This is a genomic window from Alteribacter lacisalsi (assembly GCF_003226345.1).
GTDB classification, from domain to species: domain Bacteria; phylum Bacillota; class Bacilli; order Bacillales; family Salisediminibacteriaceae; genus Alteribacter; species Alteribacter lacisalsi.
In genome coordinates this window covers 375,766-400,347 of sequence record NZ_PDOF01000002.1, presented here as the reverse complement: position 1 = coordinate 400,347, position 24,582 = coordinate 375,766, and the positions used below count along the sequence as shown (strand labels likewise).

At 43.9% G+C, this 24,582-nt stretch carries 29 protein-coding genes; 6 read left to right on the top strand and 23 right to left on the bottom strand.

The genetic code is table 11. The features are described from left to right. Positions 1–72: 72 nt before the first annotated feature. On the bottom strand, positions 73–591 hold the full coding sequence (locus CR205_RS13435; protein WP_110520630.1) for a DinB family protein: 519 nt from the start codon (positions 589–591) through the stop codon (positions 73–75). A gap of 283 nt (positions 592–874) precedes the next feature. Between CR205_RS13435 and CR205_RS13430 the strand changes: the two genes are divergently transcribed. Next, complete coding sequence (locus CR205_RS13430) at positions 875–1,336, top strand: CarD family transcriptional regulator (protein WP_110520629.1); 462 nt, start codon at positions 875–877, stop codon at positions 1,334–1,336. Positions 1,337–1,451: 115 nt separating this feature from the next. Here CR205_RS13430 and CR205_RS13425 read toward each other — a convergent pair whose 3' ends face one another. The 3 genes from CR205_RS13425 to CR205_RS13415 form a co-directional block, all read right to left on the bottom strand. Continuing rightward, on the bottom strand, positions 1,452–1,652 hold the full coding sequence (locus CR205_RS13425) for a cold-shock protein (RefSeq protein WP_110520628.1): 201 nt from the start codon (positions 1,650–1,652) through the stop codon (positions 1,452–1,454). Between the two features lie 171 nt (positions 1,653–1,823). After that, positions 1,824–2,114 carry an RNA polymerase alpha subunit C-terminal domain-containing protein gene (locus tag CR205_RS13420; RefSeq protein WP_110520627.1) on the bottom strand — a complete coding sequence of 97 codons (291 nt, stop codon included), beginning with the start codon at positions 2,112–2,114 and terminating at the stop codon, positions 1,824–1,826. Continuing rightward, positions 2,111–2,647, bottom strand: a complete 537-nt coding sequence (locus CR205_RS13415; RefSeq protein ID WP_110520626.1) for a DUF1648 domain-containing protein — start codon at positions 2,645–2,647, stop codon at positions 2,111–2,113. The genes CR205_RS13420 and CR205_RS13415 overlap by 4 nt, the downstream gene beginning before the upstream one ends. 123 nt (positions 2,648–2,770) lie before the next feature. Between CR205_RS13415 and CR205_RS13410 the strand changes: the two genes are divergently transcribed. Further along, the gene (locus tag CR205_RS13410; protein ID WP_110520625.1) at positions 2,771–3,592 is read left to right on the top strand and encodes a DUF368 domain-containing protein; all 822 of its coding nucleotides are present in this window, start codon (positions 2,771–2,773) and stop codon (positions 3,590–3,592) included. Between the two features lie 178 nt (positions 3,593–3,770). Here CR205_RS13410 and CR205_RS20300 read toward each other — a convergent pair whose 3' ends face one another. Then, positions 3,771–4,562, bottom strand: a complete 792-nt coding sequence (locus CR205_RS20300; RefSeq protein WP_161524779.1) for an AAA family ATPase — start codon at positions 4,560–4,562, stop codon at positions 3,771–3,773. A gap of 643 nt (positions 4,563–5,205) precedes the next feature. On the opposite strand from CR205_RS20300, the gene CR205_RS13400 reads away from it, so the two are divergent. Further along, entirely contained in the window at positions 5,206–6,951 is a 1,746-nt protein-coding gene (locus tag CR205_RS13400; protein WP_110520624.1) for a gluzincin family metallopeptidase, read from the top strand. A gap of 34 nt (positions 6,952–6,985) precedes the next feature. Then, entirely contained in the window at positions 6,986–7,447 is a 462-nt protein-coding gene (locus CR205_RS13395) for a DinB family protein (protein ID WP_142669897.1), read from the top strand. Positions 7,448–7,794: 347 nt separating this feature from the next. On the opposite strand, the gene CR205_RS13390 is transcribed toward CR205_RS13395, so the two are convergent. The 18 genes from CR205_RS13390 to CR205_RS13305 form a co-directional block, all read right to left on the bottom strand. Continuing rightward, on the bottom strand, positions 7,795–8,619 hold the full coding sequence (locus tag CR205_RS13390) for a DUF3794 domain-containing protein (protein WP_110520622.1): 825 nt from the start codon (positions 8,617–8,619) through the stop codon (positions 7,795–7,797). Between the two features lie 240 nt (positions 8,620–8,859). Next, positions 8,860–9,453 carry a hypothetical protein gene (locus tag CR205_RS13385; protein WP_110520621.1) on the bottom strand — a complete coding sequence of 198 codons (594 nt, stop codon included), beginning with the start codon at positions 9,451–9,453 and terminating at the stop codon, positions 8,860–8,862. Positions 9,454–9,464: 11 nt separating this feature from the next. Then, on the bottom strand, positions 9,465–9,953 hold the full coding sequence (locus CR205_RS13380) for a DinB family protein (RefSeq protein ID WP_236634832.1): 489 nt from the start codon (positions 9,951–9,953) through the stop codon (positions 9,465–9,467). A 286-nt stretch (positions 9,954–10,239) separates the two neighbouring features. Beyond that, positions 10,240–10,962 (bottom strand): hypothetical protein, encoded by a 723-nt coding sequence (locus tag CR205_RS13375; RefSeq protein WP_110520619.1) that lies wholly within the window; start codon positions 10,960–10,962, stop codon positions 10,240–10,242. Positions 10,963–11,391: 429 nt separating this feature from the next. Continuing rightward, a complete protein-coding gene (locus CR205_RS13370; RefSeq protein WP_110520618.1) occupies positions 11,392–11,865 on the bottom strand; it encodes an AAA family ATPase in 474 nt (157 codons plus the stop codon). Between the two features lie 110 nt (positions 11,866–11,975). Next, positions 11,976–12,455 (bottom strand): DinB family protein, encoded by a 480-nt coding sequence (locus CR205_RS13365; protein ID WP_110520617.1) that lies wholly within the window; start codon positions 12,453–12,455, stop codon positions 11,976–11,978. A gap of 198 nt (positions 12,456–12,653) precedes the next feature. Then, the gene (locus tag CR205_RS13360) at positions 12,654–13,853 is read right to left on the bottom strand and encodes an iron-containing alcohol dehydrogenase family protein (RefSeq protein ID WP_110520616.1); all 1,200 of its coding nucleotides are present in this window, start codon (positions 13,851–13,853) and stop codon (positions 12,654–12,656) included. 14 nt (positions 13,854–13,867) lie between these two features. Then, on the bottom strand, positions 13,868–15,304 hold the full coding sequence (locus CR205_RS13355; RefSeq protein WP_110520615.1) for an aldehyde dehydrogenase family protein: 1,437 nt from the start codon (positions 15,302–15,304) through the stop codon (positions 13,868–13,870). A 57-nt stretch (positions 15,305–15,361) separates the two neighbouring features. Further along, entirely contained in the window at positions 15,362–15,877 is a 516-nt protein-coding gene (locus tag CR205_RS13350; RefSeq protein ID WP_110520614.1) for a gamma carbonic anhydrase family protein, read from the bottom strand. A gap of 38 nt (positions 15,878–15,915) precedes the next feature. Continuing rightward, the gene (locus tag CR205_RS13345; protein ID WP_110520613.1) at positions 15,916–16,701 is read right to left on the bottom strand and encodes an enoyl-CoA hydratase-related protein; all 786 of its coding nucleotides are present in this window, start codon (positions 16,699–16,701) and stop codon (positions 15,916–15,918) included. Then, positions 16,694–18,202, bottom strand: a complete 1,509-nt coding sequence (locus tag CR205_RS13340; RefSeq protein ID WP_110520612.1) for a tripartite tricarboxylate transporter permease — start codon at positions 18,200–18,202, stop codon at positions 16,694–16,696. The genes CR205_RS13345 and CR205_RS13340 overlap by 8 nt, the downstream gene beginning before the upstream one ends. Before the next feature lie 30 nt (positions 18,203–18,232). After that, positions 18,233–18,757, bottom strand: coding sequence for a tripartite tricarboxylate transporter TctB family protein (locus CR205_RS13335; protein WP_110520611.1), 525 nt, complete (start codon positions 18,755–18,757; stop codon positions 18,233–18,235). Positions 18,758–18,813: 56 nt separating this feature from the next. Beyond that, positions 18,814–19,812 (bottom strand): tripartite tricarboxylate transporter substrate binding protein, encoded by a 999-nt coding sequence (locus CR205_RS13330; RefSeq protein ID WP_110520610.1) that lies wholly within the window; start codon positions 19,810–19,812, stop codon positions 18,814–18,816. Between the two features lie 48 nt (positions 19,813–19,860). Next, positions 19,861–20,508 (bottom strand): GntR family transcriptional regulator, encoded by a 648-nt coding sequence (locus CR205_RS13325; protein ID WP_110520608.1) that lies wholly within the window; start codon positions 20,506–20,508, stop codon positions 19,861–19,863. A gap of 188 nt (positions 20,509–20,696) precedes the next feature. Further along, positions 20,697–21,929: a CaiB/BaiF CoA transferase family protein gene (locus CR205_RS13320; protein ID WP_110520606.1), complete on the bottom strand. Its 1,233-nt coding sequence runs from the start codon at positions 21,927–21,929 to the stop codon at positions 20,697–20,699. A 227-nt stretch (positions 21,930–22,156) separates the two neighbouring features. Continuing rightward, the gene (locus CR205_RS13315; RefSeq protein ID WP_110520604.1) at positions 22,157–22,684 is read right to left on the bottom strand and encodes a GNAT family N-acetyltransferase; all 528 of its coding nucleotides are present in this window, start codon (positions 22,682–22,684) and stop codon (positions 22,157–22,159) included. Positions 22,685–22,696: 12 nt separating this feature from the next. Further along, positions 22,697–22,912 carry a hypothetical protein gene (locus tag CR205_RS13310; protein ID WP_110520603.1) on the bottom strand — a complete coding sequence of 72 codons (216 nt, stop codon included), beginning with the start codon at positions 22,910–22,912 and terminating at the stop codon, positions 22,697–22,699. Continuing rightward, positions 22,909–23,328: a DinB family protein gene (locus CR205_RS13305; RefSeq protein WP_110520600.1), complete on the bottom strand. Its 420-nt coding sequence runs from the start codon at positions 23,326–23,328 to the stop codon at positions 22,909–22,911. The genes CR205_RS13310 and CR205_RS13305 overlap by 4 nt, the downstream gene beginning before the upstream one ends. Before the next feature lie 329 nt (positions 23,329–23,657). Here CR205_RS13305 and CR205_RS13300 point away from each other — a divergent pair, with 329 nt between their 5' ends. Beyond that, positions 23,658–24,143 (top strand): SRPBCC family protein, encoded by a 486-nt coding sequence (locus CR205_RS13300; RefSeq protein WP_110520598.1) that lies wholly within the window; start codon positions 23,658–23,660, stop codon positions 24,141–24,143. Position 24,144: 1 nt separating this feature from the next. Continuing rightward, positions 24,145–24,555: a hypothetical protein gene (locus CR205_RS13295; protein ID WP_110520596.1), complete on the top strand. Its 411-nt coding sequence runs from the start codon at positions 24,145–24,147 to the stop codon at positions 24,553–24,555. Positions 24,556–24,582: the final 27 nt, after the last annotated feature.

The window sequence follows — 24,582 nt, the reverse complement described above, 5'->3', positions numbered from 1 at the left end:
CCAGTTGGATGCCAGTTGGGGACGGTTCTCACTTCACATTTTCACCAGAAAATGCGAAGTGAGAACCGTCCCTCAATGACCTGCCAGCTGCCGCTTTATAGCCCTGATCTGCCCCCGGTGGCTGATTTCATCTTCCATCACGTGATACCACAAATAGTAATAGTTGTACGAAACGCCGTTATCCCACTTGTGTTCTTCAAATAACCATTCATCTGTTTTACCACGTAAACAGGCTAACGTATCCGCTCTTACTTTTGACAACTTCTCCCGATAATCCTGAAAGGAATAATTGCGAATCTCTTTTTTTGCGCGCTCCCCCAGTTCAAGAGAAGTGCCCCATTTCTGTTCTTCCTCTTTTGTCATATCCCTTCCTTCAAAGGAAATCACCTGGTGCACAAACTCAATCGCCGCTATATGCGATAAAAGAGCGCCAATGGTATTCGCCTCCTTGTCCATAATGCAATCCAGCTCAATCCGGCTCAAACTTGCGATCTCCTCCATCGTGATTGCCCTCGTATGTTCCAGCATCCAGACAAGTTCCCCGATTTTATCATCATAGCCCTCTTTCGACTCGATCCTGTAATCAATCATCCGCGTCCCCCCATTTCTTTCTACGTATATACTATCAGCACAAGAAAAAAAACACAGACTGATAAATACCAACATAAAATGGTATAATTTAGTTAAATAATCAAGATTGCCACCCAGGGACGGTTCTCATTTCGCATTATCACCAGAAAATGCGAAATGAGAACCGTCCCTCTTTTACAAAACCATTGACTCTTAAATCGTTTATGTGATATTATTGAAAATTTGTTAAATGTGAAAAATGTGTTATGATGAAGGAGGCAACATATTATGAGGAGGGGATTATTTGTTTGAAATTGGTGATAAGATTGTTTATCCAATGCATGGGGCAGGCACCATCAAAGCCATTGAAGAAAAGGAACTTGCGGGGCAAACACAAGAGTATTATGTCATTAATATGAAGATCGGGGACATGCAGGTCATGATTCCTGCGAGCAAAATAGTAAGTTCATGTATACGCCCTATTACAGACATCCGTGCGCTAAAACAGCTCATACACAATTTTCATCACGGGGAGTCGGACGAAGTGCTGCCGTGGAAACAAAGGTACAAAGTGAACTCGGAAAAAATAAAAACGGGTGAAATACAGGACTGTGCTGAAGTGGTACGTGATTTACTGCGTATGAACAAAGAAAAAACACTTAATTCAAGCGAAAAAAAGATGCTCGATCACGCATATAAATTTCTCAACAGTGAACTCGAGTCAATTAAAGGGATCACAGATAATCAAATAAAAAGTTTCTCTTAAGCTGTTCCCTGAATTTTATGTAAACCTGCCGGCTCCCTCCTCGAACGTTGAGCAGGGTTTTTTTGCGTAAAAAAACAGGCCCTGTAAAAGAGCCTGTTTATAGTGGCAATATAAATTAAGCTTTTTGAACGTTAGCAGCCTGCGGTCCGCGGGAACCCTGCTCAACTTCAAACGTTACGTTTTGGCCTTCTTCAAGTGTTTTGAAGCCTTCGCCTTGGATTGCGGAGAAGTGTACGAATACATCGTCGCTTCCTTCTACTTCGATAAATCCAAAACCTTTTTCTGCGTTAAACCATTTTACTGTACCTTGTTCCATGTTTGTTGCCTCCTAGTGCGTTTACCACACAAATGTATTACTATTCTTGCCCAAGTACTCTCAAGTGCATACTATCCTTTACACCGAACAAAAATAATTCTTCTTAAGAATAACATGGGGAAAGAGAAATTGCAAACAACAGAAAAAGTATTTTTAAAAATCCGCCACCTGCTACTTTTTAAACGACAGCCCTTTCTCCTCCAGCAGCGCTCTCATTACCGGGAGAGACGCCGGACCAATACCGTGCAATTTCAAGATCTCTTTTTCCGTAAACGCAGACAGTTTCTCCAGCGTGTCGATGCCTTCATGCACGAGCGCGCTCCTTGCTGGCCCGCTCAGCTTCGACAGAAAGCCGCTCTCAGGCTTGTTTTCCTTCTCACAGACCGGGCAGGTCGGACAGTCGCTGCTTTTCAGATACGTATGTCCCTTCTCGCAGACCCTTGCATTCTTTTCCCTTGTCACTTTGATCCCTCCTCTGCCCTCATATTCATCAGCTTTACAATCGCCACAGCAATGGGCACCATTGTCCCCAGAAGCGTCAGCGGTAAAAGAAGCATACCCATTCCCTCTGCCCATCCCATCGCAATAACGACACTATTCAGCATCAACGCTGTAAACAGGACGAGGATAATGTTTTTCAGCCACCCGAGAAGCGAACGGGAAATCCGATACGCCTGCTCTGCATTCGCCTCTGTAATTTCGATCGGGAAGTTATGAACATGCGGGTATTTTTCCAGCACATGAAGCAGCACGTAAAGCAATGCCCCGATGAGCGGCAGAATAACGAGCTCCCATTTGGAGCCGAGCCTGGTGACCTCCCCGCCGGCATCGAAATGGGCCGGAACCTGACCAGGCAGGTTCCCCCAGATCATCACAAGAAACACGATACTTCCCAAAAAAATCAGGACACTGATTATGGAAAAAAACCGTTCCCACGCTGATTTTTCCAATGATTCGATTGGGATGACCGGCCGGTCTGAGTGAAAAATACTCATTGTGATAGCTCCTTTAATATTTTTATCGAAGTATCATTTGTTGACGAGCGGAAGTACATTTCTTTAAAATCATTATAGCAAATCAGGAGTTATCCTACTCTCTCCAGTAAGGTGCTGAAATGAATGTTTGGTATATTCTTTCGAGGCATGGCGGTCGGTGTTACCGAAACGGTTCCCGGGATTAGCAGCAGTACAGTGGCCATGATCTTCGGTATTTATGAACGACTGGTTTATTCGTTAAGTATTCTCACAACAAAACGCAGAAAAGAGGCCCTGCCTTTCCTCCTGCTCTTTGGGGCAGGCATGATCCTTGGCTTTGCTGTTTCGATTTTCATAGTTGGGTATTTATTAGCATATTACCGTACGCCGACCCTGATATTTTTCGTGGGGATTATCGTCGGTTTCCTGCCCTTCCTCTGGAAAGAAACACTTCAGCAGGCCAACCACAGACTTCAGGCGAAACACTATGTCATCATGCTTCTGTTTATCAGCCTGATTGTGTTCAGTCCGTTTCTTGGCGCGATGAATAACATAAATGTGGATAATCTCTCGGTTTTCGATTATATATTCTTTACTGCTGCAGGGTTTATTGCAAGTACGGCGCTTGTGCTCCCCGGCATCAGCGGCGCGCTGATCCTGACAATTCTGGGTGTCTATGAAACCGCGACCGCATCGTTACTGGCGTTTAATTTTCCGGTAATTGCCGCGATCGGGTCGGGGATGATTGCAGGGATCCTGCTGACCAGTAAACTGATTCGGTATCTGTTGACCAGATACCCGAGCGAAACGTATGCGGCGATGATGGGGCTGGTCAGCGCTTCCATCTACGCCATCTTCTTTAATCTGGACCCTATCGCCGGTTTCTCTTCCCTTGCCTTTTCAGCCGTCACTTTTTTAGCCGGAATAGCCTTTATCAACACTTTAATGCAAAAATCAAAAATGTAAGGCAGGGACGGTTCTCACTTTGCATTGCCGGTGTGCCGGCTGAAACATAAAGTAATAACCGTCCCTGTTTTCTACCACACATTAACATAAACTATCGTATTTTCGGTTCATGACATTAAAAACCCTTGGAGAAAGAGGATCTCCAAGGGTTTCGTTTTAGTTATTGTCAGACTCACTACTAAGATTTTTGCTTTGTCTTCGCTTTCTTACCAGATTTCTTCTTTTTAGCACTGGACTCTGCTTTCTTTTCCTCTTTATCGTCTTCATCATCTTCATCCTCAGAATCTTCCGTTTCCTCTTCGGATTCTTCTTCATCTTCCTCTGCGTCTTCCTCTTCTTCTTCGTCTTCCTCTGTTTCTTCTTCGTCTTCCTCTTCTTCCGCTTCCTCTTCAGATTCCGCTTCTTCTTCCTCTTCTTCTGCTTCCTCTTCAGATTCCGATTCTTCTTCCGCTTCCTCTTCTTCCGTTTCTTCTTCCTCTTCTTCTTCCTCTTCTTCTGCTTCCTCTTCAGATTCCGATTCTTCTTCCGCTTCCTCTTCTTCCGTTTCTTCTTCCTCTTCTTCTTCCTCTTCTTCTTCCTCTTCTTCCTCTTCTTCTGCTTCCTCCTCGGATTCCGCTTCTTCCGCTTCCTCTTCTTCCTCTTCCTCTTCTTCTTCTGCTTCCTCCTCTTCCTCCGATTCCTCTTCTTCTAGTTCTTCCTCAGACTCTTCTGCATCTTCGTCTGATTCTTCTTCATAATCTTCCTCTATTGAAGCAGCAGCCTCCTGTTCTGATTCTGAGTCCTCTTCGTCTATAAACTGAATGCTCGTGACTAAGTTTAAATTCACAGCTTCTTTTGTTCTTCCGTGAATCAGCCATTTCTCATCTACAGCTGTGATCTGAGCAATAATATCTTCTTTTGATTCCCCGTCAATTTTCATTGTTTCGTAATGATCGTTATTAAAGTGGAACCTAACGTTATAAATCGCCATCTGTCAAACCTCCTAGTTATTTTTGTCTCCTTCCATATGAGGCATTTCCTTTTTTTAAAATAAGATAAACTGAAGATGCAAAAAGCGTGCTTTATGCTTATAAGCCAGTAAATAAAGTTCTATATATTCCCATTTCACAGAAGGTAAATACCTACTACCTGCCTCGATGAATAAGCCAGTGGAAGTAGTTCGCGTATGCAATAGAAAGTGGCAGCAAAAGCAGCTAGATGAGGCGATCGAAGCACATCTTAAATCGAACCAGCATGACCGATAACAAGACGAAGCAGGACATTTAAAAAACTGACTTGCAGCTGGAGGCACCTGTTAAATTTAATGGAGACGGTAAAAGACAGGTAGAGGAGCACCCTGCCTGCTCGCTGCTGAAAAAGAGGGTTTTCAGCAGTATTTCTTGAATAGTTCCTTAAAGAATGCAGCTTGAAATTCAAGGCAGATTCCGGTTTGATTGATTTGAACGTAAAGCAATCGATCGAAAACAGGAAAGAAGCGGAAAAAAAGTTTGCAAAGCAGGGACGGTTCTCACTTTAGAAAACAGAACTCCGGCAAAAAATGTGAAGCGAGAACCGTCCCCAGCTTTCAAAACAGACAGCCGAACCCGGCTTTCAAACACAGGAGTGAAACCAAATTGAAAACTTCCACTGCTCCATCGAAATGGAACCTGACAAATCTTCTTCCCTGCGGGCCGGACACGGAACAGTTTCACAATCACGTGACCAGTCTGAAAGAAACACTCGCATCACTAGAGGGAAACGAACAATCTGCCCCCTTCAATGAGAATGAACTGCACACACTTGCAAAACTGATCCAGCAAGTGGAATCAGCAGAATCCTTCTACTATTGTCTTACAACCGAAAAGACAGACACCGCTCTCTTAGCCTCCATACATACAAACATCTCAGCGTTAAAATCACACATTCGTCTCCTCGTATCAAAACAGCAGGAAAAAGTCAGTCATATGAGTGACGAGCAATTTGAAGAATGGTTCAGTTATACTAAAGAAAAGCGTTTTTTAAAGGACTTAAAAACAGACTCGAAAAGCAGCACAGAAGAAACCGTTTCAAATTTTGCCGCAGAAACACTGACCAGCCTGGAAAACATCTATGCACAAGCGCGCCAGAATCTAACCGTTCAGGTCGAACTGGCGGGAGAAAAAACGGAGCTGTCTTTCGCTGAATCCAGTCATGCAGCGCTTTCTCACCGAGATTCTTCCACCCGAAACCATGTATTCAGAGAGCTTAACCGGACGCTGGAAAAACAAGCTGGCCTTTTTGCCTCCATTTACAATGCCATGGTCGACCTGCGGCTGAAGGAGCAGCAGGTGAGGAGTACGGATGACCTTGAAGAATCCCTGAAAGTAAACGGTATTTCAAAGCCGGTACTCGATGCCATGTGGACTGCAGTTGACCGCAGTCTGCCTGGGCTTACCGTTTATCTAAATATCAAAGCCCGGGAATCAGGAAAAGAAAAAATCTCCTGGCATGACTTGATGACGTCCTCTCAGGAGACCTCTGATGAAATTCCATTCCCCGAGGCAGTTTCAGGCATTTCTGATGCCCTCGCGCCTATTGACAGGAACCAAAGTACCTTTATCAACGAAACGATTCAAAGCGGCTGGGTTGATGCAGATCCGCGTGATACGAAGCCGCCCGGGGGCTTTTGCGCCCCGTTTATGCCGGAAGATGAATCACGGATTTCACTGAATTACGACAACAGCATAGACAGCGCAAGAAGACTTGCTCACGAATTGGGCCACGCCTGGCATTTTAAGCAAATGAAAAACGCGCCTACGCTGACATTTTCAGATGACACGTTTGAAATGACGACAGCGGAAACGGCGTCGATCTTCTTTGAAACGGCCTATATCGATCACTTAATTGAAAATACCAGCGATGCACTGGTCAAAAAAGCCATTCTTGGAGCCAAAATAGAACGGAGTCTGAATTACCTGATGGCAATCAGAGGTGCCTTCTTATTTGAGAACCGGTTTTACGAAGCCAGAAAAAAAGGCCCCAAGGATGCCGAACAGCTCGAGCACCTTTCCTTGCAGTCTCAAAAAGAAGCATTCGGTTCCAGTTTAAGTGAGTATGAGCCTTTTATCTGGATAAAATATGTCCAGTTCTACCAGGCAAACGTCCCTTTTTACAACTACCCCTACTCACTCGGGTTTCTGTTAAGCATCGGCCTTCTGGATCGCGCGAAAAAAGATCCTCACTTCACCCGGAAGTACCAGGGATTCCTAAGTGAGACTGGATTGCTCCCTCTTGAGGAGCTGGTTGAGAAGCATTTTGACATAAACCTGGCCCATACTGATTTCTGGGAACAGGCCATTCACCAGATCACTCAGGATATTGAACAGTACAGACAGCTATAAAAGAAAAGCTTATGTGAAAGAAAGGAATGATCGTATGAACCAGCATAAAAAAGACATACTTTCCCATTACAACCATTCAATCGCCTTTGCAGATTCGTTGAAGAGCGTGAGCGAAGATGAGTGGCGGACGCCGATTGGAGAAGGAAAATGGACGGTTGCCGAAGTGATTGGCCATTTCGTCCCGTGGGATGAATTCGTTTTGCACCAGCGTTTACCTTATTTTTTTTCCACTGAAGAGCTCCCCAAAGGTCCGGACGCTGAAGAAACCAATCACCGCGCTGCCTCCAAAGCAAGAGAGGATTCCCAGGAGAAAACAATCGATGGATTCATTTCCGCTAGAACGGCATTATGTAAGGCGGTAGGAGAAATTCCCGATGAAAAATGGGAGAGAACCTTTACTATTGGAAAAACCACCCTGTCTCTCAGTCAGTATTTGAAGGGACTCAAAGATCATGATGAGCACCACTTCAGCCAGATCAAGAATGCTTTAAAATAAACTTCAGGCATTGGAGGGTCTAATGAGCTTCAACTGGAAACCCTGCACAGAGATCCCGATGCAGAATGCTTTTACCTGAGAATGAGAGCCGTAAGAGTTGGCACGGGCCGTTACCTTCCTCTGATGAAAGAAACGGTCCAATATACACCGTAGCTCAAAGCGTTCCGTCTTGCTTTGTAACAGATCCAGGTATTATAAAACAAGCTCACAAACATCCTTAATTTTACTTTAGCCGAGAGATAGGCCGGCCTGGAAATAAAGCCAATTATAGAATCAATAAAAATAATTAACCGTACCCATATTTATTAAGGTACGGTTTAATAAAAGACTGCTTTCACAAAAAGATATTATCTTCTCCGCTTGTCTTTATCTTTGTGATCATGCTTATCGTCGTGCTTATTATCATGCTTATCATCATGCTTTTTGTGTCCGCTCACACTTACCTGCTGAAGCTGAAGAACTTTAAATGTGACGTATACAACCATTTTTTCCTGAATCGTGGTGAATGTTCCTTCTTCAAATGGAGCATCCATCCGATGACCTCTCTGATTGAATACTTTTCCCATTTCGCGATCGAGTGCTTCATCGTACTCAATAAATTCACTTGCGATTAATTCGCAGTACGGTAATTCATTGAAGTATTCTCCGCTTACCTGGTCAAATTCAGAGAAGTCCGCAGACATAAGCTTATCTTTCTGAGCAAAGCCTTTCGGCAGTTTGCTTTCAGTTAAATAAGTGAACTCCCTGCGATGAGGATGAGTGTTAAAGGACGGCTCATTGATAAAGTCGATTTCTGTAACTGTTTCGAATGGAATATCTACAGTCATAGAGCGGATATCTGATACCACTTTATACAAGTCTGATTTTTTAGGTGTCGCATATTGAATGTTTTTTCTAACAAATCCTTTAATAAATACCTTGTTAGTAGGGAGAAGCAGGCGACATTGTGTTACTTTAAGGCTTTTCTTGACTTCTTTGATTTCAAGAACCGGCTCCGGAAACTCGATTTTTGATGTCATGTCAAGTTGCACTTTTTGTTCTCCTAATACGACCGGAACTTTAATATAAGCATCCGTAATCGCATCAGGTTTTACTTTTTTGTTGCTGGAATTCGGTAGAATCGTATTCTTTTTACCTGGATAATATGGCTTGTTTTGTCTGCCATCACGCATTATTTTTTCCTCCTTTATTATTTTTTTGTAGCTACACTATACTTTATGCCGGACTCTCGTATTTACCTGGATATTAAAACTACTAAATCAGCCTCTTTTCTATTGTTTTAACAAACGGGGACGGTTCTCACGTTGCATCCCAGCACACCGGCTAAAATGTTACGCGAGAACCGTCCCCAATTTGCTTCTTGAAAGTACTGGTGGAGGATCAAAACTCAATAAATAGGAACAGTGAGAATTTTAATCCTCCCAGTAAAATAAGGCATCCAGCACTATATACTCTTCAGGTTTCCGATAGATGGTCGGTATTTTGGTCGAAAATGGAAGTGACTGGTACAGTTGTTCAGGTTTTAAGAGTTCATAATCAAATTCTCTTAATGCTCGTTCCAATTGCCGGGCGGTTACCTCAAATTTCCGGCTTACATGAAATTCCCCTGAGCGGTCAATCAAGGAACCATATGCCCCGCTGACTTCTTCGTTCGTTTTAACACGCAGCTTTCTGGTTCTGACATCTTCACCCATGATCGCTGCGGGGGCTAGGCGGCATACGTCTACAATGATCCCCTTGATTTCAATCTCCTTCATTCCGTTTTTCTCATTCAGGATGGTAACATCCTGCTTCCGGTAACAGAAAAATTCCACAAAAGAAGCGTATCCACTGCCAAAATGATCCCACTCCGCTTCACACACTAAATCAGGAATGCGGTTCATACGATAAAACAACCGCTTCATATGTGCTGTAATCTCTTTTTCATCCATTGTATCGTAAGGGTATTTATTTCCTACCATTCTTCCGTCAATTAAATCCCGTAATGATTCCTCCGTGAGATTCATCGAACACCTCGTTACACATAAAGATCAAACATTGTCACATCGTACCCGAGCTGTTTCATGTAGTTGAAAAACTGCCCGCGGTGATGGAAGAGGTGGGAAATTTCTTCAACGAGCCAGCGTGCCTGCGTTTCCCCTTCTTCAAGGTAAAACGGCTTAGTTTTCTTCGTCAGAAAATCCTGTTCAGATAAAGACAGATAAAATGCTTTGTACTCTTCAAACCCCTGGTGCATCGCTTTAATCATGTCTTCGCCTGATTCCAGTTGGTCGTACTTTGCTTCGAGCTCCTGAATTGCTGCCTGCTCTTTTTCCTGAAAAATATGAAGGTCCACTTCGGGAATGGAGACAATATGTTTTGCAAGCTCTTTCAAGCTTCTCATCTTGTCTGCCGGCTGATAATCCCAGTCCTTTGCCTCCACCTTTCTCAGTAAGCCCTCCATCGACCGGATCCCTGTTTCAAGCTCAGCCAGTAAATCGTTTCTTAAAATATCTGCTGCGTTCATTTGTCTCATCCTTTCACAAGTAAAAAAATGTTGATTGCAGGGTTTCTTTATTGCCACCTTCAGAACATATGAAAATGCCCAAACCCATTTTGTTGTCGCCCTTTTCCTGCAGGACTGAATTTTTGAATGAAGTTGGCATTTCTTATTACCTGTTGAGTTCAAAAACCATCAGACCTGCCGGTGGTCCGTTCTTACGGTTATATACATGCCCGGATACAGAAAGTTAATGTCATTAAGCCAGTCTTTAATCGATGTTGCAAAATGTTTACACACGACTGATCTAACGTTATTCCAAAACCTCGTATTCTACTAAAACGAATTCAAAAAATTCTTCCACTTCGTCTTCGATTTGAATATGGACGGATCCTAATTGTTGAGCCATGTAATCCCACATTATGAAAGAATCCCCTTCAGGAAGCAGTGTCTTTGTTTTAATTAGAATGATTTCACCAAAGTCATCCGTTTTGTACTCTGCTTTTTCCGGTAAGTTAACGTCTCGCTCTAAGGTGTATATATATTCCGCATGAGCATCTCGATATTCATACATACCTTCTTGGAACAAAATATCAAACCTGATTCTATCCCTTATTCTTTCAGGGTCACTAAAATCGTAGTCGGCGATGTTCATCTCAACGATATTGTCCTTATGCCCTTCATCTTTGCTTAAATATTTACTCGTCAACCAAACCTGTTCATCTATTTTATTTTGACTCTTTACTGCTACCGAGTTGTCTTGTGAGGAGTAGTGCTCAATAGTGTTTATATCCACAGAGTCTTTCGAACGCTCCACATTGGCGTGATACATGTAATATGTTTCGCCATCCCCGTCCATTTCAAATTCAAAGATTTTAATTGCAGGCGCATGAGGAAGAAAATCCAAATAAGTATCGCCATTCCCTGCCGAACCATCGGCAGACGAGGAACCCGCGCCCGCCTCTGCCTCTGAACTATTGTTTTGGCAAGCTGCTAACATGAAGATACCCGCTAGAAGTAAGGTGGCTCTTTTCATTTAAAACCTCCATTGTAATATATTTACACACCAGTATATCACGGTGTTAATTAATGAACTATCCTAAAAAGACTGAGTATTCCATTAGCCAAGAATGCTATAAAAACTCGTATAATCTTGAACATAAAGGTTTCACACTTATTGAGGCCCGCCTGCGGAAAATGCGCAAATGACGTTCAGCAGAGGTTCAAGTGTTCATACAAGTAGTATAGACAAGGTCTTATCTTCAAATCTGTGCAATATACTTTTCAGGCTTGATCTTATACGTTTTTCTTCTATATATCATTTTATCAACCTTCTTTTTTCATTTAATTCTGATATCTCATTCTGCTATTCAGCGACTAATTTACCGATATCATCTAACATTTGTTTTGCGCCACTTGTTCAAAAGTGAAGAATATCCTTGTTTCAAATAGCGGAAAATCCACTTTACGACAGGTACTTCTTCATAATTTCCGACCGGATGTCAGCCAGTGTTTTGCGATCGGTATCGACGATGAAATCCGAGCTTTTCTCAAGGAGCGGCAAAACTTCCGTGATACTCTCACGGATCTCGGCCTGTTCAGCTTGCGACTTTCCGTAAGGGTTATTCGTCCGTTCTGCCACCCGTTTCATCATTACGTCCGGTTCGGCACGGAGAAGAATCACGGCATCGAATCGATCGTAGAACTTCCCCTGATTTCGGCAGCAGCCTGAAATAATCAGCGGTACGTTGCGCTCGCGGTTCAGAAGCGCTTCGAGTTTTTCCTCGTTAAGCAGCCACTCCCGTCCGTCATCCTCCAGCGGTACCTGTTCCGTATACCCCATGTCTGTGTCAACGGTCTCCATACCGGCACGCTCCAGTTCGTTCAGCACGGCAGTCTTCCCTGTGCCGGAAAGGCCTGTGATATATATAACGGTCATTGGATTTTTCACCCTTTCCTGCTTTATAATTCCGGCTGTTTTACTAAGGTTGCTCTCACAAAATTAGAAGATTAAAAGATCAGAATCAGGATAAATAGAAAGTAGCTTACTTACATACGGTTCCAGGACTTTTGTAACTTCCTTATAAAAACAATCTGACCAATATGGTAAGCATTATGTGTAATGGCATTTCCGAGTAATTCGTACCATTTAGCCGGTTCCGGGAATCCTTTGACTTCACTATCGAGCTTTTCCTCAGTCAGCAGGTCCTGCCAGTGTAAAAGAACCATGAGTAATCTCTCTTTTAAATCATTGAAACTTTGTTTATCCGGAAGAACAAAACTCTTGTCATTATCGCCAATAGGCGGAACGGCATGAACATCAGATTCCTGATATCTTGTTTGCCACGTTTCATTCCAGTAAATGAGATGCTGAACGATTTCAGCTATACTATGATTGTCTTCGGCAGGTTTCCAGAATGCCTCTTCCTCCGATAAACCTTCAACAGCCTGTGAAAATGACAGATACCAGCTGGGGTCATTCGCATTGGCCAGAAACTGATCTAATAAAATTTCTTTCATGTGTGCCATAGTTTGATCTCCTTTTATATGTTCTAAATTTAATAAATTTGAGCTATTACTGACATTCTATAATTATCATTGATTTCCTTTATTTCATAAGTGCCATACGATCCGAACATCCATTAAGAAAGGGCGGCGTTCTTCAGTTTTCTGCAAAATAAAAAGCCCAAAAGGCACAACACCTTCCGGGCTTCTAAAAGAACCTATTTATAGAGCACTAAGCAAAAGATTCTCAAAACTTTCCTTCGTTGGCACTCGTGGCGTATTTCGGACAAGCCGATCAATTGTCAGTGCTTTCTCTGCAACTTCGGGCAAGTCCTCTTCCATTACGCCAATTTGCGAGAGAGAAGACGGAAGCTGAATTTCTTCCAGAAGCTGCTCCACTCTTTCAATAAATCGGCAGCCTGCCTCTTCTTCACTAAGTACACCACTTTCAGGACAAATAAAACGCTCGACTGTTGCAAGCTTTTCTTTAATAACCGGCTGGTTATATTTAAGAACATGAGGCAAAAGTAAGCCTGTCAACTCTCCGTGCGGCGATTTGACAATACCGCCCAGCGGATAGGCAAGAGCATGAGCCGCGGCTGTCCCAGCATTCGAAAATGCCTGACCAGCCAGCAGGCTGCCCATCAGCATCTTGCTTCTCGCTTCAATGTTTGAGCCCTGGTTAACCGCGAGTACCAGCCCCTCAAAAATATATTTAATTGCCTGAAGCGCCAGTGCATCACTAATCGGGTTCCCACCTTGAAACAGCAGCTCATCGTCTGTATCAATATAGTGGGCGTCTTTCGCCGTATATGCTTCGAGCGCATGACTGAGAGCATCAATTCCTGAACACGCTGTCACATATGCAGGGAGTTTCAGGGTAAGTTCCGGATCCAGCAGGGCCACTTTCGGGCGGAGTTCGTTAGCGGAAATACCTGTTTTCATCTTGTTTTTCACATCGGTCAAAACGGTAACCGATGTTACTTCCGATCCTGTGCCTGCTGTGGTTGGGATCGCAATCAGAGGGGCCACAGGCCCTGGAACTTTGTGTTCTCCAAAATAATCTGCTGGTTCTCCGCCGTACCGGAGAAGTAGAGCGACCACTTTGGCAAGATCGATACTGCTTCCTCCCCCAAGACCGACAATCAGGTCCACATCCATATAGTTCTTTGCTTCTTCCAAACACTCAACTGCACTGTCAACAGGTGGTTCCGGTACAGCCCTGTCATAAACAAAGGTTTGATACGACTCATCAAAAGTATCCACTACCTTTTGAAGAATCCCCGCATCCTTAATGCCACGATCTGTTACAATTACGATGTTTTTTGCATTAAATTTATCACACAGATCCGGAAGCTCATTGATTGCGCCATTTCCGAATACAACAGTTTCCGTAAAATTTACCTTCCAGGTTGCTCTCATAGTTTCCGGCTCCCTTACTTCGCATTTATGACAATTATTTTTTCGTCTGTCATTTCTTCAATCGCATACTTCGGCCCTTCTTTTCCTACTCCACTATCTTTAATTCCACCGTAGGGCATCGTGTCCGCTCGGAAAGTCGACACGTCATTGAGGATGATGCCTCCATAGCGAAGTTTCTTCGCTGCATGAATGGCCAGATCAATATCCTTGGTAAAAACGCCAACCTGTAATCCAAAACGGGAATCGTTCGCCTGACGGATCGCTTCCTGAATATCTGAATATGGAACAACGACTACAACCGGCGCAAATACTTCTTCACAAACCACTCTCATATCCGGTTGAACGTCGGTAAGTACAGTCGGATAGTAAATAGCTCCTTCTCTTCGACCTCCGCTGATGATCCGTGCTCCTCCGGAAACCGCTTCATTTACCCATGCCTCAATCCGTTCAGCACTTTTAACGTCGATAAGGGGCCCGACTCGTGTATCATCGTCCTGAGGATTTCCAACTTCCAAGGCTTCGGCTGCCTCTTTGGCATACCTCAGAAATTCATCAGCACGGTCTTCATGCACATAAATCCGCTGCACCGAAATACACGCCTGACCATTATGCATCATACCCTTCTCGACACACGATTTTGCAACTTCATACAGATCGTCAACATCGGAATGGACAATATTCGGGGCGTTGCTTCCTAGCTCCAGCGTCACCTTCCGGATCCCGGTAGTACTTTTAATAATTTTTCCTACATCGGGACTCCCGGTAAAGGTGTACATGTCCACATCCGGATGTCTTAAAAGAGCGTCACCAGCTTCGTGACCATACCCGTTCACCACATTTATTGTTCCCGGCCGAAATCCCGCTTCAAGGAGAAGGTCCACCATCATCATGGCACTTAATGGCGTTTTTTCGGCTGGTTTAAGCACGACTGTATTTCCTGCTGCAAGTGCAGGTGCCAGTTTGTGTGCAGTCAGATTAAATGGAAAATTAAAAGGTGTGATCGCTCCGATGACACCGACCGGCTGCCGGATCGTAAACGCAAGTCTGTTTTCGTTTCCTTTTTGATTCTCAATGGGGACCGTGTGGCCTGTAATCCGACCTGCTTCCTCTGCAGCAGCAAGAAACGTCTGAATGCCTCTGTCCACTTCCATTCGCGCATCACGTATTACCTTTCCTACCTCTGCAGTAATGGTTTGTGCGAGTTCTTCTTTCTTCTCACTGAACAATTCAGCTGCCTTTCTTAACAGTTCCCCTCGCTCTGAAGGGGTTAGCTGTGACTGCTCAAAGGCCTGCCTTGCTGCAGCTACAGCACGATCAACCTCTTCTTTCCCCCCTCGAAAAACAGAACCTAAGACACGTTGATCATATTTATTTTCTACATCGATAGTTTCCTGATTTTTCGTCCGATCTTCCCCAATAACATGAGGATAGGACATTGTTTCTGTCGTCATTAACCCAATCTCCTCTCACGATTCTGATTCGGTAAACCAAAGATCATAACAAAGGCGTTAGATACCTTCATTTTTATATTCAATTCCTCTGGCTATATAAGTATCTGCTCCCGCTTGGGCTTTCCTGCTTTCTTCCTCACTGAGCTTCGAGATTGGTCTGGCCGGCAAGCCTACAGCCAGCGCATTTTCTTCTATGACTCTGTTTTCCGGTACTAATGCTCCCGCACCAACTACAGCGCCTTTTTTAATGACAGCTCCATTCAGCACCGTTGCCCCCATGCCAATTAAAGCGCCGTCTTCAATGATACAGCCATGGATGGTTGCGTTATGGCCAACCGTGACGTTTTTACCGATCTTTACCGGGTAACCCGGGTCTGCATGAACAATCGTGCCGTCCTGGACATTGGTCCCGTCCCCCACCTCAATGGCTTCCTCATCACCTCTCAGCACTGCATTAAACCAGATACTGGATTGTTTTCCCAGAGTCACATTTCCAATAATATGGGCACCTGGGGCCACATAGGCTGAAGCTTCTATGGAAGGAATTCGCTTTTTCAGGCTGTACTTATTCATCTTTCCCACTCCTTTTTAAATCAGTGGCTTACATTTCCTCACTTAAATACTGGTTTTCTTTTTTCCTGAAATGCCTTAACGCCCTCAAGGTACTCATCTGAGTCAAATGATTGAAGGATCAGGTCTTCAATTTCCTTCGATTCCACCACCGCTCCGTACTCCACTTCAGTTATGACTCTTTTTAGACCCCTGATAGAGTTTTGTGCCCTTGAGGCGAGAAGATTCGCATAGTCATATGTCTTTTCAGTAAGTTCACTTTCAGCGTACAATCTTTCAACCAGTCCGATCTCGTAGGCTTCCTCTGCATCAAGCATGCGGCCGGAGAACAAAATGTCCTTGGCTCTTGCAGGGCCTACCAGGTCCACAAGCTTTTTTGTACCTGCTAAATTGTAAATAATTCCGATTTTAGCCGGAGTGATGCCAAACACCCCGGTATCAGATGTAAAACGGAAATCGCAGGCAAGGGCGATTTCAAGTCCTCCCCCTACACAAAACCCCTGGATCATGGCAATTGTAGGTTTACTTAATTGTTCCAGCTTTTTTTCCGCATTTTGGGTAGCCTCGTTATAAACTCTGGCACCCTCAGCTGATGCCCTCAGCGTATTGAACTCGCTGATGTCGGCTCCGGCAGCAAACGCCTGTTTACCGGCTCCGCTCACAATCAGCACTTTGATGTTTTCATCCTCTTCCACATCATTAAGGAGATCCGGAAGGTCCTTCCACATTTCATGTGTGAGAGCATTCCTTTTTTCAGCTCTATTTATCACGATGGTCGCAATACTTCCTTCTTTCGTTAGAATCAGATCCTTCTTTTGTTCAGACATTGGTATCCTCCTTGGCGTTCGTATTCTTTCTGGAATCAAGCATTTTTTTAATAATTGGAGCCACTACAGCGATGAAAGCCAGACTGATCAGGACAGCACTGATCGGCCGATTAAAGAATATAGACATGTCCCCCCCTGCCATCTGAAGGGATCTGCGGAATTCCTGCTCTGCCAACGGTCCAAGTACGACGCCCAGGACAATCGGAGCAAGAGGAAATTTGTTTTTCTCTAGAAAGAATCCGATAAGTCCAAACAGGAGCATAATCCATACGTCCATCATTGAATTTCTCACTGCATAGCTTCCAATAATACAAAGCAGTAGAATAATCGGTCCCATCACTGTGTAGGGCACCTTCAGTGTCTGGGAAAACATTGCAATAAAAGGTTTGGCAAAAATAATAATAAGAACGTTTACAATCAATAAACCGATAAAGATCGAATAAACCAGGGTAGGTTGTGTGGTAACCAGCATAGGACCCGGCTGCATGCCATGCAGGATAAATGCGCCTAAAATAATGGCTGTTGTAGCACTGCCCGGTATTCCTAGAGAAAGTAAAGGTACAAGAGCCCCCATAGCAGCAGAGTTGTTTGCCGACTCCGGAGCTGCTATTCCTTCCGGATTCCCCTTACCGAACTCTTCTTTCTTTTTTGACCACCTAACGGCTTCACTGTAACTCAGCATCGAAGCTGTGGTTGCACCGACTCCAGGAAGAATACCGATACAAGTCCCTAAGAGTGAAGATCTTCCTATCGTTCCCGAAAGACTCCTGAACAGCTTTGTATCAAGCATTTTCTGCTTCACTTTTTTCATACTGTTTTTTACACTGTGATCTTCCTGTGATTTCCTGAGAACCTCCGAGATGGCAAACAGTCCTATGAGAACAGGAACCAAACCAATACCACTCATGAGATAACTATTGTCAAATGTAAATCTTTGGGTTCCAGATATTGCATCGATTCCGATCGTTGCAATAAACAGACCAAAACCAACTCCTATAAAACCCTTCAACAGGTTTTTGCCGCTTAAAGAAGCAACAACAGTCAAACCAAGCAAAGCAAGTGCAAAATATTCAGGTGAGGAGAACTGAAGTGCAAATCCTGCCAGCACCGGAGTCAGAAATATAAGAATAAGAGTGCCAAGAATCCCTCCTATAGCAGAACTGTAGATCGCGACACCAAGCGCTTTTCCCGGGTTCCCCTTTTTAGCCATAGGGTAACCGTCAAACACTGTAGCAACAGCCTCGGGAGTTCCCGGGGTTCTGAATAATATTGCACTTATAGAACCTGAAAACACGGAAGCCGCATAAATGGCAGTAAGCATCAGAAATGCTGAAGTCGCATCCAGGCTATAGGTAATCGGGAGTAAAATGACCACAAGCATTGTTCCGCTGATCCCCGGCGCAGCCCCTCCTAAAAATCCTATAAAGACCCCTGCAAACAGTGCCAGTAGATGTATGGGCTGGATAACAGTAAACAACCCTTCTATTAGTCCTTCTAACATTATTCCATCCTCCCCCCTATCTGTTTATGTTTAATAGATCAAGTAGCTTAATTCCCGGAAGACACCTAAGCCTCTTGGCAACGGGATATTCAATATCACAATAAAGATTACGATGACCGCTGCACTCCCCATGACTGAGGTAGTGACCAGAGACCACACTTTCCTCATTCCCAGCAGGAAAGCAGCACCTGCGAGCATCAGCGGAGTCGCCAGTAAGAAACCAATGCCCGAAACCAGAAACAGATAGATGACAGCGATGCCTAAGAGAACGAGATACCGATATGGAAATACCACTTTGGGAACAAAATCTTCTTCCGCAGCTTCGTCTCCCGCTTCTGCTTGGATCTCCTTACTAACGACCTCTCCTTTTCTGGCTGTTCTAATCGTGCTGACTAAGAGAGAAAGCCCCAGAATAACCATCATGATCAGAAGCATCGTCGGCCAGGCTCCCGGACCTGGTATTGCAGTCGAAGAAGACGGCAGGTTCACCGAATGGTATAGAAAGAAAAGCGAAAAGATTATGACAATTACAGATAAAATTAGATTCCCTTTCATATTCTCCCCTCCAGCTTTTGAGGAGGAAGGAGCCAAGAATACTCCTTCCTTTACTGTTACTCTATTTCAGATAACACTTGGGCATATTCTTCAATAATTGTCTCAAGTCTCTCTTCATACTCATCCGAATCCAGCCATCCGTCTCTTAGATCAAGATAGGAATTTGCAGCGTACTCCTGATACCTTGTCGTTTCCACCGCTTCTCTGACAGCGCTTTCAATCTTCTCAATAATTTCCTCTGGTGTATCTCTCCTTACGGCAAAGCCACGTTCAACACCGTCGTAGAAATCCCATCCCTTTTCTGCACTGGCAGGTACGTCAGGAAAAGCATCCACTCGATCTTCTGCGAAAACAACAAGTGGATCAATCTCTCCACCTTCTATTTGAGGCATAGTTGGTGCAAATGCTTCAAGCATGACATCGATATGGCCGCCTAAAAGGGCTGCGTGCATCTGCCCTGCACCTTCAAAGGATACGTAATTCATGTCAATACCCATTTCTTCCATAATGCTTCGTGCGGAAATATCATTAATGCCCAGTGTCCCTACTCCACCCAGTTGAATGCCTCCTGGATTCTCCTCGGCATGAGCCACTAACTCGTCTACAGTTTCAAAGGTTCCGTCCTTAACCTGCAGGGTGTACGTATCATTTTGAACCCTGGCAATCGGCTTCATTACTTCAAGATCGTTCTTATTTGTTCCGTTTGCAGAGGTTACCGGAAAGGAAGAAATTGCCCAGATCGTATGACCATCTGCGGGCTGGGAAGCAACGTGTTCTCCGGCAATGACTCCGGCTGCTCCTTCCTGATTGATCACATTCACATTAACATCGAGAATATCACTCAATTCCTGTCCAACGGCACGGGCAAAGTTGTCCGTCCCTCCTCCTGCTCCAAACCCTACGAGAATGTCGATATCCCTGGATGGAAAGTTCCCCGCCTCATCATTACTATTACTTTCATCAACACCTGCATTGGCTGCGGGGTCATTGTCATTACAGGCTGTTAATGTGAATGCAATAAGACAGGAAATAGATAACATGAGATACTTTTTCATAGCACGTCCTCCTCAATGTGTTGTTGCAAGGACTTTCCTTGCAAACCTTTATTCAATAACTGACTCTCCTCTTTTCATATCGTTCTCCAAGTGTTTTTCAACTGACGCCAGTGCCTCTTCATAATCTCTCTTTTTTATTACTTCCAAAAGATCTTTATGTTCAGCCAGGATTTCTTTGTTCTCATGTTGATTGATAATCGTATTGGCTCTGTAAATTAACAGAAGCGATCTAACCTGATCAAGAAGCTGTACCAGACGCTTGTTTGAACAGACTTCATAGAGCATTCTGTGGAATTGGGAGTTCAATTCCAGAAGCCTCAGAGCTTCCTGTTCTTCGCACGCTTTCTCTGCTTCTTCAATGACGGCCTCTACTTCACTGATCTGCTCATCTTTAATGCCTTCAACAATGTAGCTAATGATCTCTCTTTCGAGTACCAGCCTGCATTGAGATAACTCTGCAAAATCATTCTTATCCAATGTGACGACTTCAAGATGGCTCTGTTTGAGAACAAGAAGGCCCTCTACCTGGAGCTGTCTCAAGGCCTCGCGAAGCGGAGTCCTGCTGATCTGATACTGCTCTGCCAACCTCGTTGTAACAAGCTTGGATCCCGGTCCTAACTGACCTGATAGAATTGATTTTTTAATGGTTTCGTAAGCCTGCTGATATAAAGGCTGAGATACTGATAGTGCTGACATAATACCTACCCCTTCCAATTTTGAAGTATCCTGAATCCTGGATACAGTTAACGTTATCGTATCACATTTCAGCTATCAAAATCGTGAATGGACTGTGATGATCTGGTGTTTTCTGTCCTTCATTTGATACTGCCTGTCCAGGAACAGGATTCGGAAGGTCATCCGCTAAAAGTATTTCCTCTCACTGACTACCGGGTTACACTCTCGGCCTTCCTGTATTCGCTTACATTTCTTGCTGCAGTCACGCCATTATCTTTTAAAGACTGAATATCTGCTTCTGATTTCCCGATAGATTTAAGAATTTCTTCCGTATGCTGACCAAACAGAGGAGAGGCGAATCTGACTTCACCAGGTGTTTTCGAGAACTTTGTTGGAATCCCGATCATCTTCATCTTTCCGATTACCGGGTGATCCACTTCTTCCACCATGTTTCTGGCAAGAAAATGTTCATTTTGCATGGCTTCTTCAAAATTGTTAATCGGTCCGGCTGGTACACCTGCACGTTCACATTTTTCAATCCAATATGAAGCATTGTTACTGGATAGCACATTTTCAATTTCCTTTTCTAAAGCCTCAACATTATCATGTCGCAGTGTATTCGTTTCAAAGCGGGGCTCAGTGATCCATTCCGGCTTTTCTGCAACATTCATGCAGAAATTCTCCCATGTTTTCTGATTGGCACAACCGAGCATCATATAGGAATCTTTGGCTTTTACCGCCTGATAAGGTGCGGAAACCCTATGCCTTGAACCGGTTGCTTTTGGAATCGTCCCTTCAGCAAAGTAAGCAGCTGCCTCCCAGGTAAACCAAGGCAGGCCAATCTCACTCAGGGCAATATCAAGATGCTGGCCTTCACCGGATTTCAGCTTATGAATGTACGCTGCCATGATCGAGTAGGCTGCCGTTATTCCAGCTCCGATATCATAGACTGCAATTCCTGATTTCAAGGGTCTGCCGTCTTCTTCACCAGTCATACTCATCAGGCCGCTCATCCCCTGTGCAACCAGATCAAAACCTCCTTTGTGTGAGTAGGGACCGCTTTGACCGAAGCCGGAGATTGAACAGTAAATCAATTCCGGATTGACTCCTTTCATCGTTTCATAGTCAATTCCCAGTGACTGAGTCACCCCAGGCCGGAAATTCTCTACAATCACATCCGACTCCTTTGCCAGATTGTAAAAAATCTCTTTCCCTTCATCCGTCTTTAGATTCAAAGCAATGCTTTTTTTATTTCGATTAATCTGAAAGAAACTGGTAGATTCCTCGTTTATATAGGGCCCCATTTGTCTTGAGTCATCGCCGCCATTCGTTTTTTCAACTTTGATGACTTCTGCACCTAAATCTGCGAGCACCATGGTGCAGTAAGGTCCGGCCATAATCTGTGATGCATCAAGCACGCGTACACCGTCTAAAGCACCCATTATAAAACCCCTCCTCTTAATTTTTGTATACCGTATACTGAATACTGAATCCTGGATACAGTATTCAGTATACGATTCAATATTCTATAAGTCAACAGACTTTTTAGAATATTTAGCTTTTCAGTTTCATAAGAAAAAGCCTTCTCTTTTGCAGAGAAGACTTTTACAATGTTTTTTGAAAAGTGGGAACGGTTCTCACTTTGCATCCCGGCACCACGGCTAAAATGTTAAGTGAGAACCGTCCCCGTTTCGCACCAGTTTCGCACTACCTGCACGATCTGCTTCTCTCCGTTCTTCTCAAACACTTTGTATGGCTTCATTCCTATTTTTTCGGCCACTTTCTTCGAGGGGATATTGGCAGCAGTGGTGTAGGAAAACACCTGGGGATACTGTAAAACATCAAAGGCATACTCCTTGCAGGCATTCGCCGCTTCGGTGGCATACCCTTGATTCCAGTAAGCTTTGATTATATGATAACCAATCTCCGGTACGGTTTCATTCCCGATTGTCTGCATGGTAATCCCACAGTCACCGAGAAAGACGTCTCCCTCTTTTAAAATGACCGCCCACAATCCGTGATCGTACTTTTTGTAATCTTCCCGGTTCCACTCAATCCAGCCCTTCACCCGCTTCGGACTGAATGGTTCAGGATAGTACTGCATCGATTCCGGGTCTGAGAGGACCCGGGCTAACGCTTCGGCGTCTTCCATTTCCAATTCTCTTAAATAGAGCCTTTCGGTTTCGAGTATTGTCAAGGTCCGCCCCCTTCACCTAACACTCTCTTTCTCTGCAAAAATGTCTATATTAAGCATCTTTAAAACCTCAATAGTTTCTGAAGCCGGTAATTTCGGCAGCATAAATTCTTCTGAAAGAATGGCCGTTATTTCTTCAGCTGATGATAACGTTCTGACAGATGTTTCCCCATTTGAAGAACAAATGCCGAACTTATTGTTTACCAGAGAAACACTACCTTTTGGCTTCACCAGGTATCTCCTTTGGAGTGTGTCCAGGCGTTTATCACTTTTCTGATATGAACGATCTGTCCGGCATGATAGCTATTGTGATTGATGAGTGCCATGGTGTCGGCAATGAAGGAGTCTGCAGTGTGGTTTTGGTCGGAACCAGCCAGCATTTGCTCAGTAAAAATTTCGATTTCATCCAGCTTCCTTTTAAAATCCTGCACTGCCTCCTCCCATTCTCCCGCAGTTTCCGGTCTTGCCTCAAACACCCAGGTATCACTGGAATGGCGGGGAAAAGAGACGTTTTTCCTTTTACACAGAGATAAATGAAAGTCCTGCCAGTAAATCATATGATTAAGGATTTGCCAGATGGAAGCCGTATCTTCGGTTATTTTCACTCCACAATCTTCAAAGGATAAATCATCACATATCGTTTTCATTGCTACGTGGCCGTTTTTTCCATTAAGACCTTCTATTAGTGCCTGCCTTATGTTAATACTTCATCTGCCCCCCATTTTTAAATTGAGCGTTTTAACTGCGACAGCCTTGCTCTCGCGCGTAGAAAATGTACATGTGCCGCCATAGAGCTCAGCACCGATGCAATGCAGGGACGGTTCTCCCTTGGCAAAACGAAGCTCAGCTGCGATGTTAAGCGAGAACCGTTCCTATTCGAAACGAACCTCCTTAAAAGGCAGGAAATGATGAATCTTTTTGATGAATAGGGACGTATTGTATAATGGAATACATCCTGATAAAAGGAGTTACATTCATGAATAACTATGGCAGTCTCTATGAAAAAGAAGGAAGAAATGTTCTGGTGTTTGAACGTCAATATCCTTACAGTCCTGAAACAATCTTTCCCTATATCTCCGAACCAGCCTACTTCACTCAGTGGTATCCGTTTGCAACTGGCGAGATGGATCTCAGGGTTGGTGGAAAGATCATGTTCGATGATAGTGAAGGGACAATTTATGAGGCTGTTGTTACCGAATTCAACCCTCCAAATACCTTTTGTTTTCTGGAAGTCAAAGATCTGATTGAAATAAACATACATGAGACCGATGAAGGGTCAACCTTGACGTTCAGCCATACCTTTGATGATCAGGCAATGGCGGTCTATACAGCTGCAGGATGGCACAAGTGTCTGGATGTCCTTGGTCAAATCATCGATGGACATGCAGTAAAATGGGATAATGATTCATCTGATCTACGTGAATACTACAAAGAAAAGTTTAAAGAAAAAAGGAGACCCTGATATGAATCAGATAACCAGTGAAACAATTAAAACAGCTGATACATGGGTAGAGTTTTCCAATCAAAAAAATCTGGAAAGATTATCAGCAGTCACAGCAGAAAAATTAGCTTTAGAAGGCCCAAAAGGAACAGGTGTTATCAATCATCAGGAATTAGGGGAATGGATGAAGCGTGCAAATTTAAAATTAACTACGATTAAGCGATATGCAAGAGGCCAATTTATCGTATTAGAGCAAACCGGAACCTGGTTAAATGATGATGATTCAGTAAAAGGAACAGGCATTGTATTTACTGTATTTAAAATTGCTGATGGAAAAGTAACGTTCCTGGCAAGGTACGATCACGATAAAGATAAAGCATTCGAAGTAAGTGGTTTAAGCGATGAAGACAGAATAAAATCAGAGCCGCTTTAAGAAAAACCACACTAAAAGATAAGCCTG

Bases quoted from the DNA above. Each gene is read 5' to 3' on its own strand.
- CR205_RS13330 (WP_110520610.1), bottom strand. From the start codon at position 19,812: ATGAAAAAGTATCTCATGTTATCTATTTCCTGTCTTATTGCATTCACA.
- CR205_RS13395 (WP_142669897.1), top strand. From the start codon at position 6,986: ATGAACCAGCATAAAAAAGACATACTTTCCCATTACAACCATTCAATC.
- CR205_RS13350 (WP_110520614.1), bottom strand. From the start codon at position 15,877: ATGAATAAGTACAGCCTGAAAAAGCGAATTCCTTCCATAGAAGCTTCA.
- CR205_RS13295 (WP_110520596.1), top strand. From the start codon at position 24,145: ATGAATCAGATAACCAGTGAAACAATTAAAACAGCTGATACATGGGTA.
- CR205_RS13385 (WP_110520621.1), bottom strand. From the start codon at position 9,453: ATGAATCTCACGGAGGAATCATTACGGGATTTAATTGACGGAAGAATG.
- CR205_RS13320 (WP_110520606.1), bottom strand. From the start codon at position 21,929: ATGGGTGCTTTAGACGGTGTACGCGTGCTTGATGCATCACAGATTATG.
- CR205_RS13340 (WP_110520612.1), bottom strand. From the start codon at position 18,202: ATGTTAGAAGGACTAATAGAAGGGTTGTTTACTGTTATCCAGCCCATA.
- CR205_RS13365 (WP_110520617.1), bottom strand. From the start codon at position 12,455: ATGGCACACATGAAAGAAATTTTATTAGATCAGTTTCTGGCCAATGCG.
- CR205_RS20300 (WP_161524779.1), bottom strand. From the start codon at position 4,562: ATGGCGATTTATAACGTTAGGTTCCACTTTAATAACGATCATTACGAA.
- CR205_RS13335 (WP_110520611.1), bottom strand. From the start codon at position 18,757: ATGAAAGGGAATCTAATTTTATCTGTAATTGTCATAATCTTTTCGCTT.
- CR205_RS13370 (WP_110520618.1), bottom strand. From the start codon at position 11,865: ATGACCGTTATATATATCACAGGCCTTTCCGGCACAGGGAAGACTGCC.
- CR205_RS13380 (WP_236634832.1), bottom strand. From the start codon at position 9,953: ATGAACGCAGCAGATATTTTAAGAAACGATTTACTGGCTGAGCTTGAA.
- CR205_RS13325 (WP_110520608.1), bottom strand. From the start codon at position 20,508: ATGTCAGCACTATCAGTATCTCAGCCTTTATATCAGCAGGCTTACGAA.
- CR205_RS13415 (WP_110520626.1), bottom strand. From the start codon at position 2,647: ATGAGTATTTTTCACTCAGACCGGCCGGTCATCCCAATCGAATCATTG.
- CR205_RS13375 (WP_110520619.1), bottom strand. From the start codon at position 10,962: ATGAAAAGAGCCACCTTACTTCTAGCGGGTATCTTCATGTTAGCAGCT.
- CR205_RS13410 (WP_110520625.1), top strand. From the start codon at position 2,771: ATGTTTGGTATATTCTTTCGAGGCATGGCGGTCGGTGTTACCGAAACG.
- CR205_RS13390 (WP_110520622.1), bottom strand. From the start codon at position 8,619: ATGCGTGATGGCAGACAAAACAAGCCATATTATCCAGGTAAAAAGAAT.
- CR205_RS13355 (WP_110520615.1), bottom strand. From the start codon at position 15,304: ATGACGACAGAAACAATGTCCTATCCTCATGTTATTGGGGAAGATCGG.
- CR205_RS13300 (WP_110520598.1), top strand. From the start codon at position 23,658: ATGAATAACTATGGCAGTCTCTATGAAAAAGAAGGAAGAAATGTTCTG.
- CR205_RS13435 (WP_110520630.1), bottom strand. From the start codon at position 591: ATGATTGATTACAGGATCGAGTCGAAAGAGGGCTATGATGATAAAATC.
- CR205_RS13345 (WP_110520613.1), bottom strand. From the start codon at position 16,701: ATGTCTGAACAAAAGAAGGATCTGATTCTAACGAAAGAAGGAAGTATT.
- CR205_RS13360 (WP_110520616.1), bottom strand. From the start codon at position 13,853: ATGAGAGCAACCTGGAAGGTAAATTTTACGGAAACTGTTGTATTCGGA.
- CR205_RS13305 (WP_110520600.1), bottom strand. From the start codon at position 23,328: ATGAAAACGATATGTGATGATTTATCCTTTGAAGATTGTGGAGTGAAA.
- CR205_RS13425 (WP_110520628.1), bottom strand. From the start codon at position 1,652: ATGGAACAAGGTACAGTAAAATGGTTTAACGCAGAAAAAGGTTTTGGA.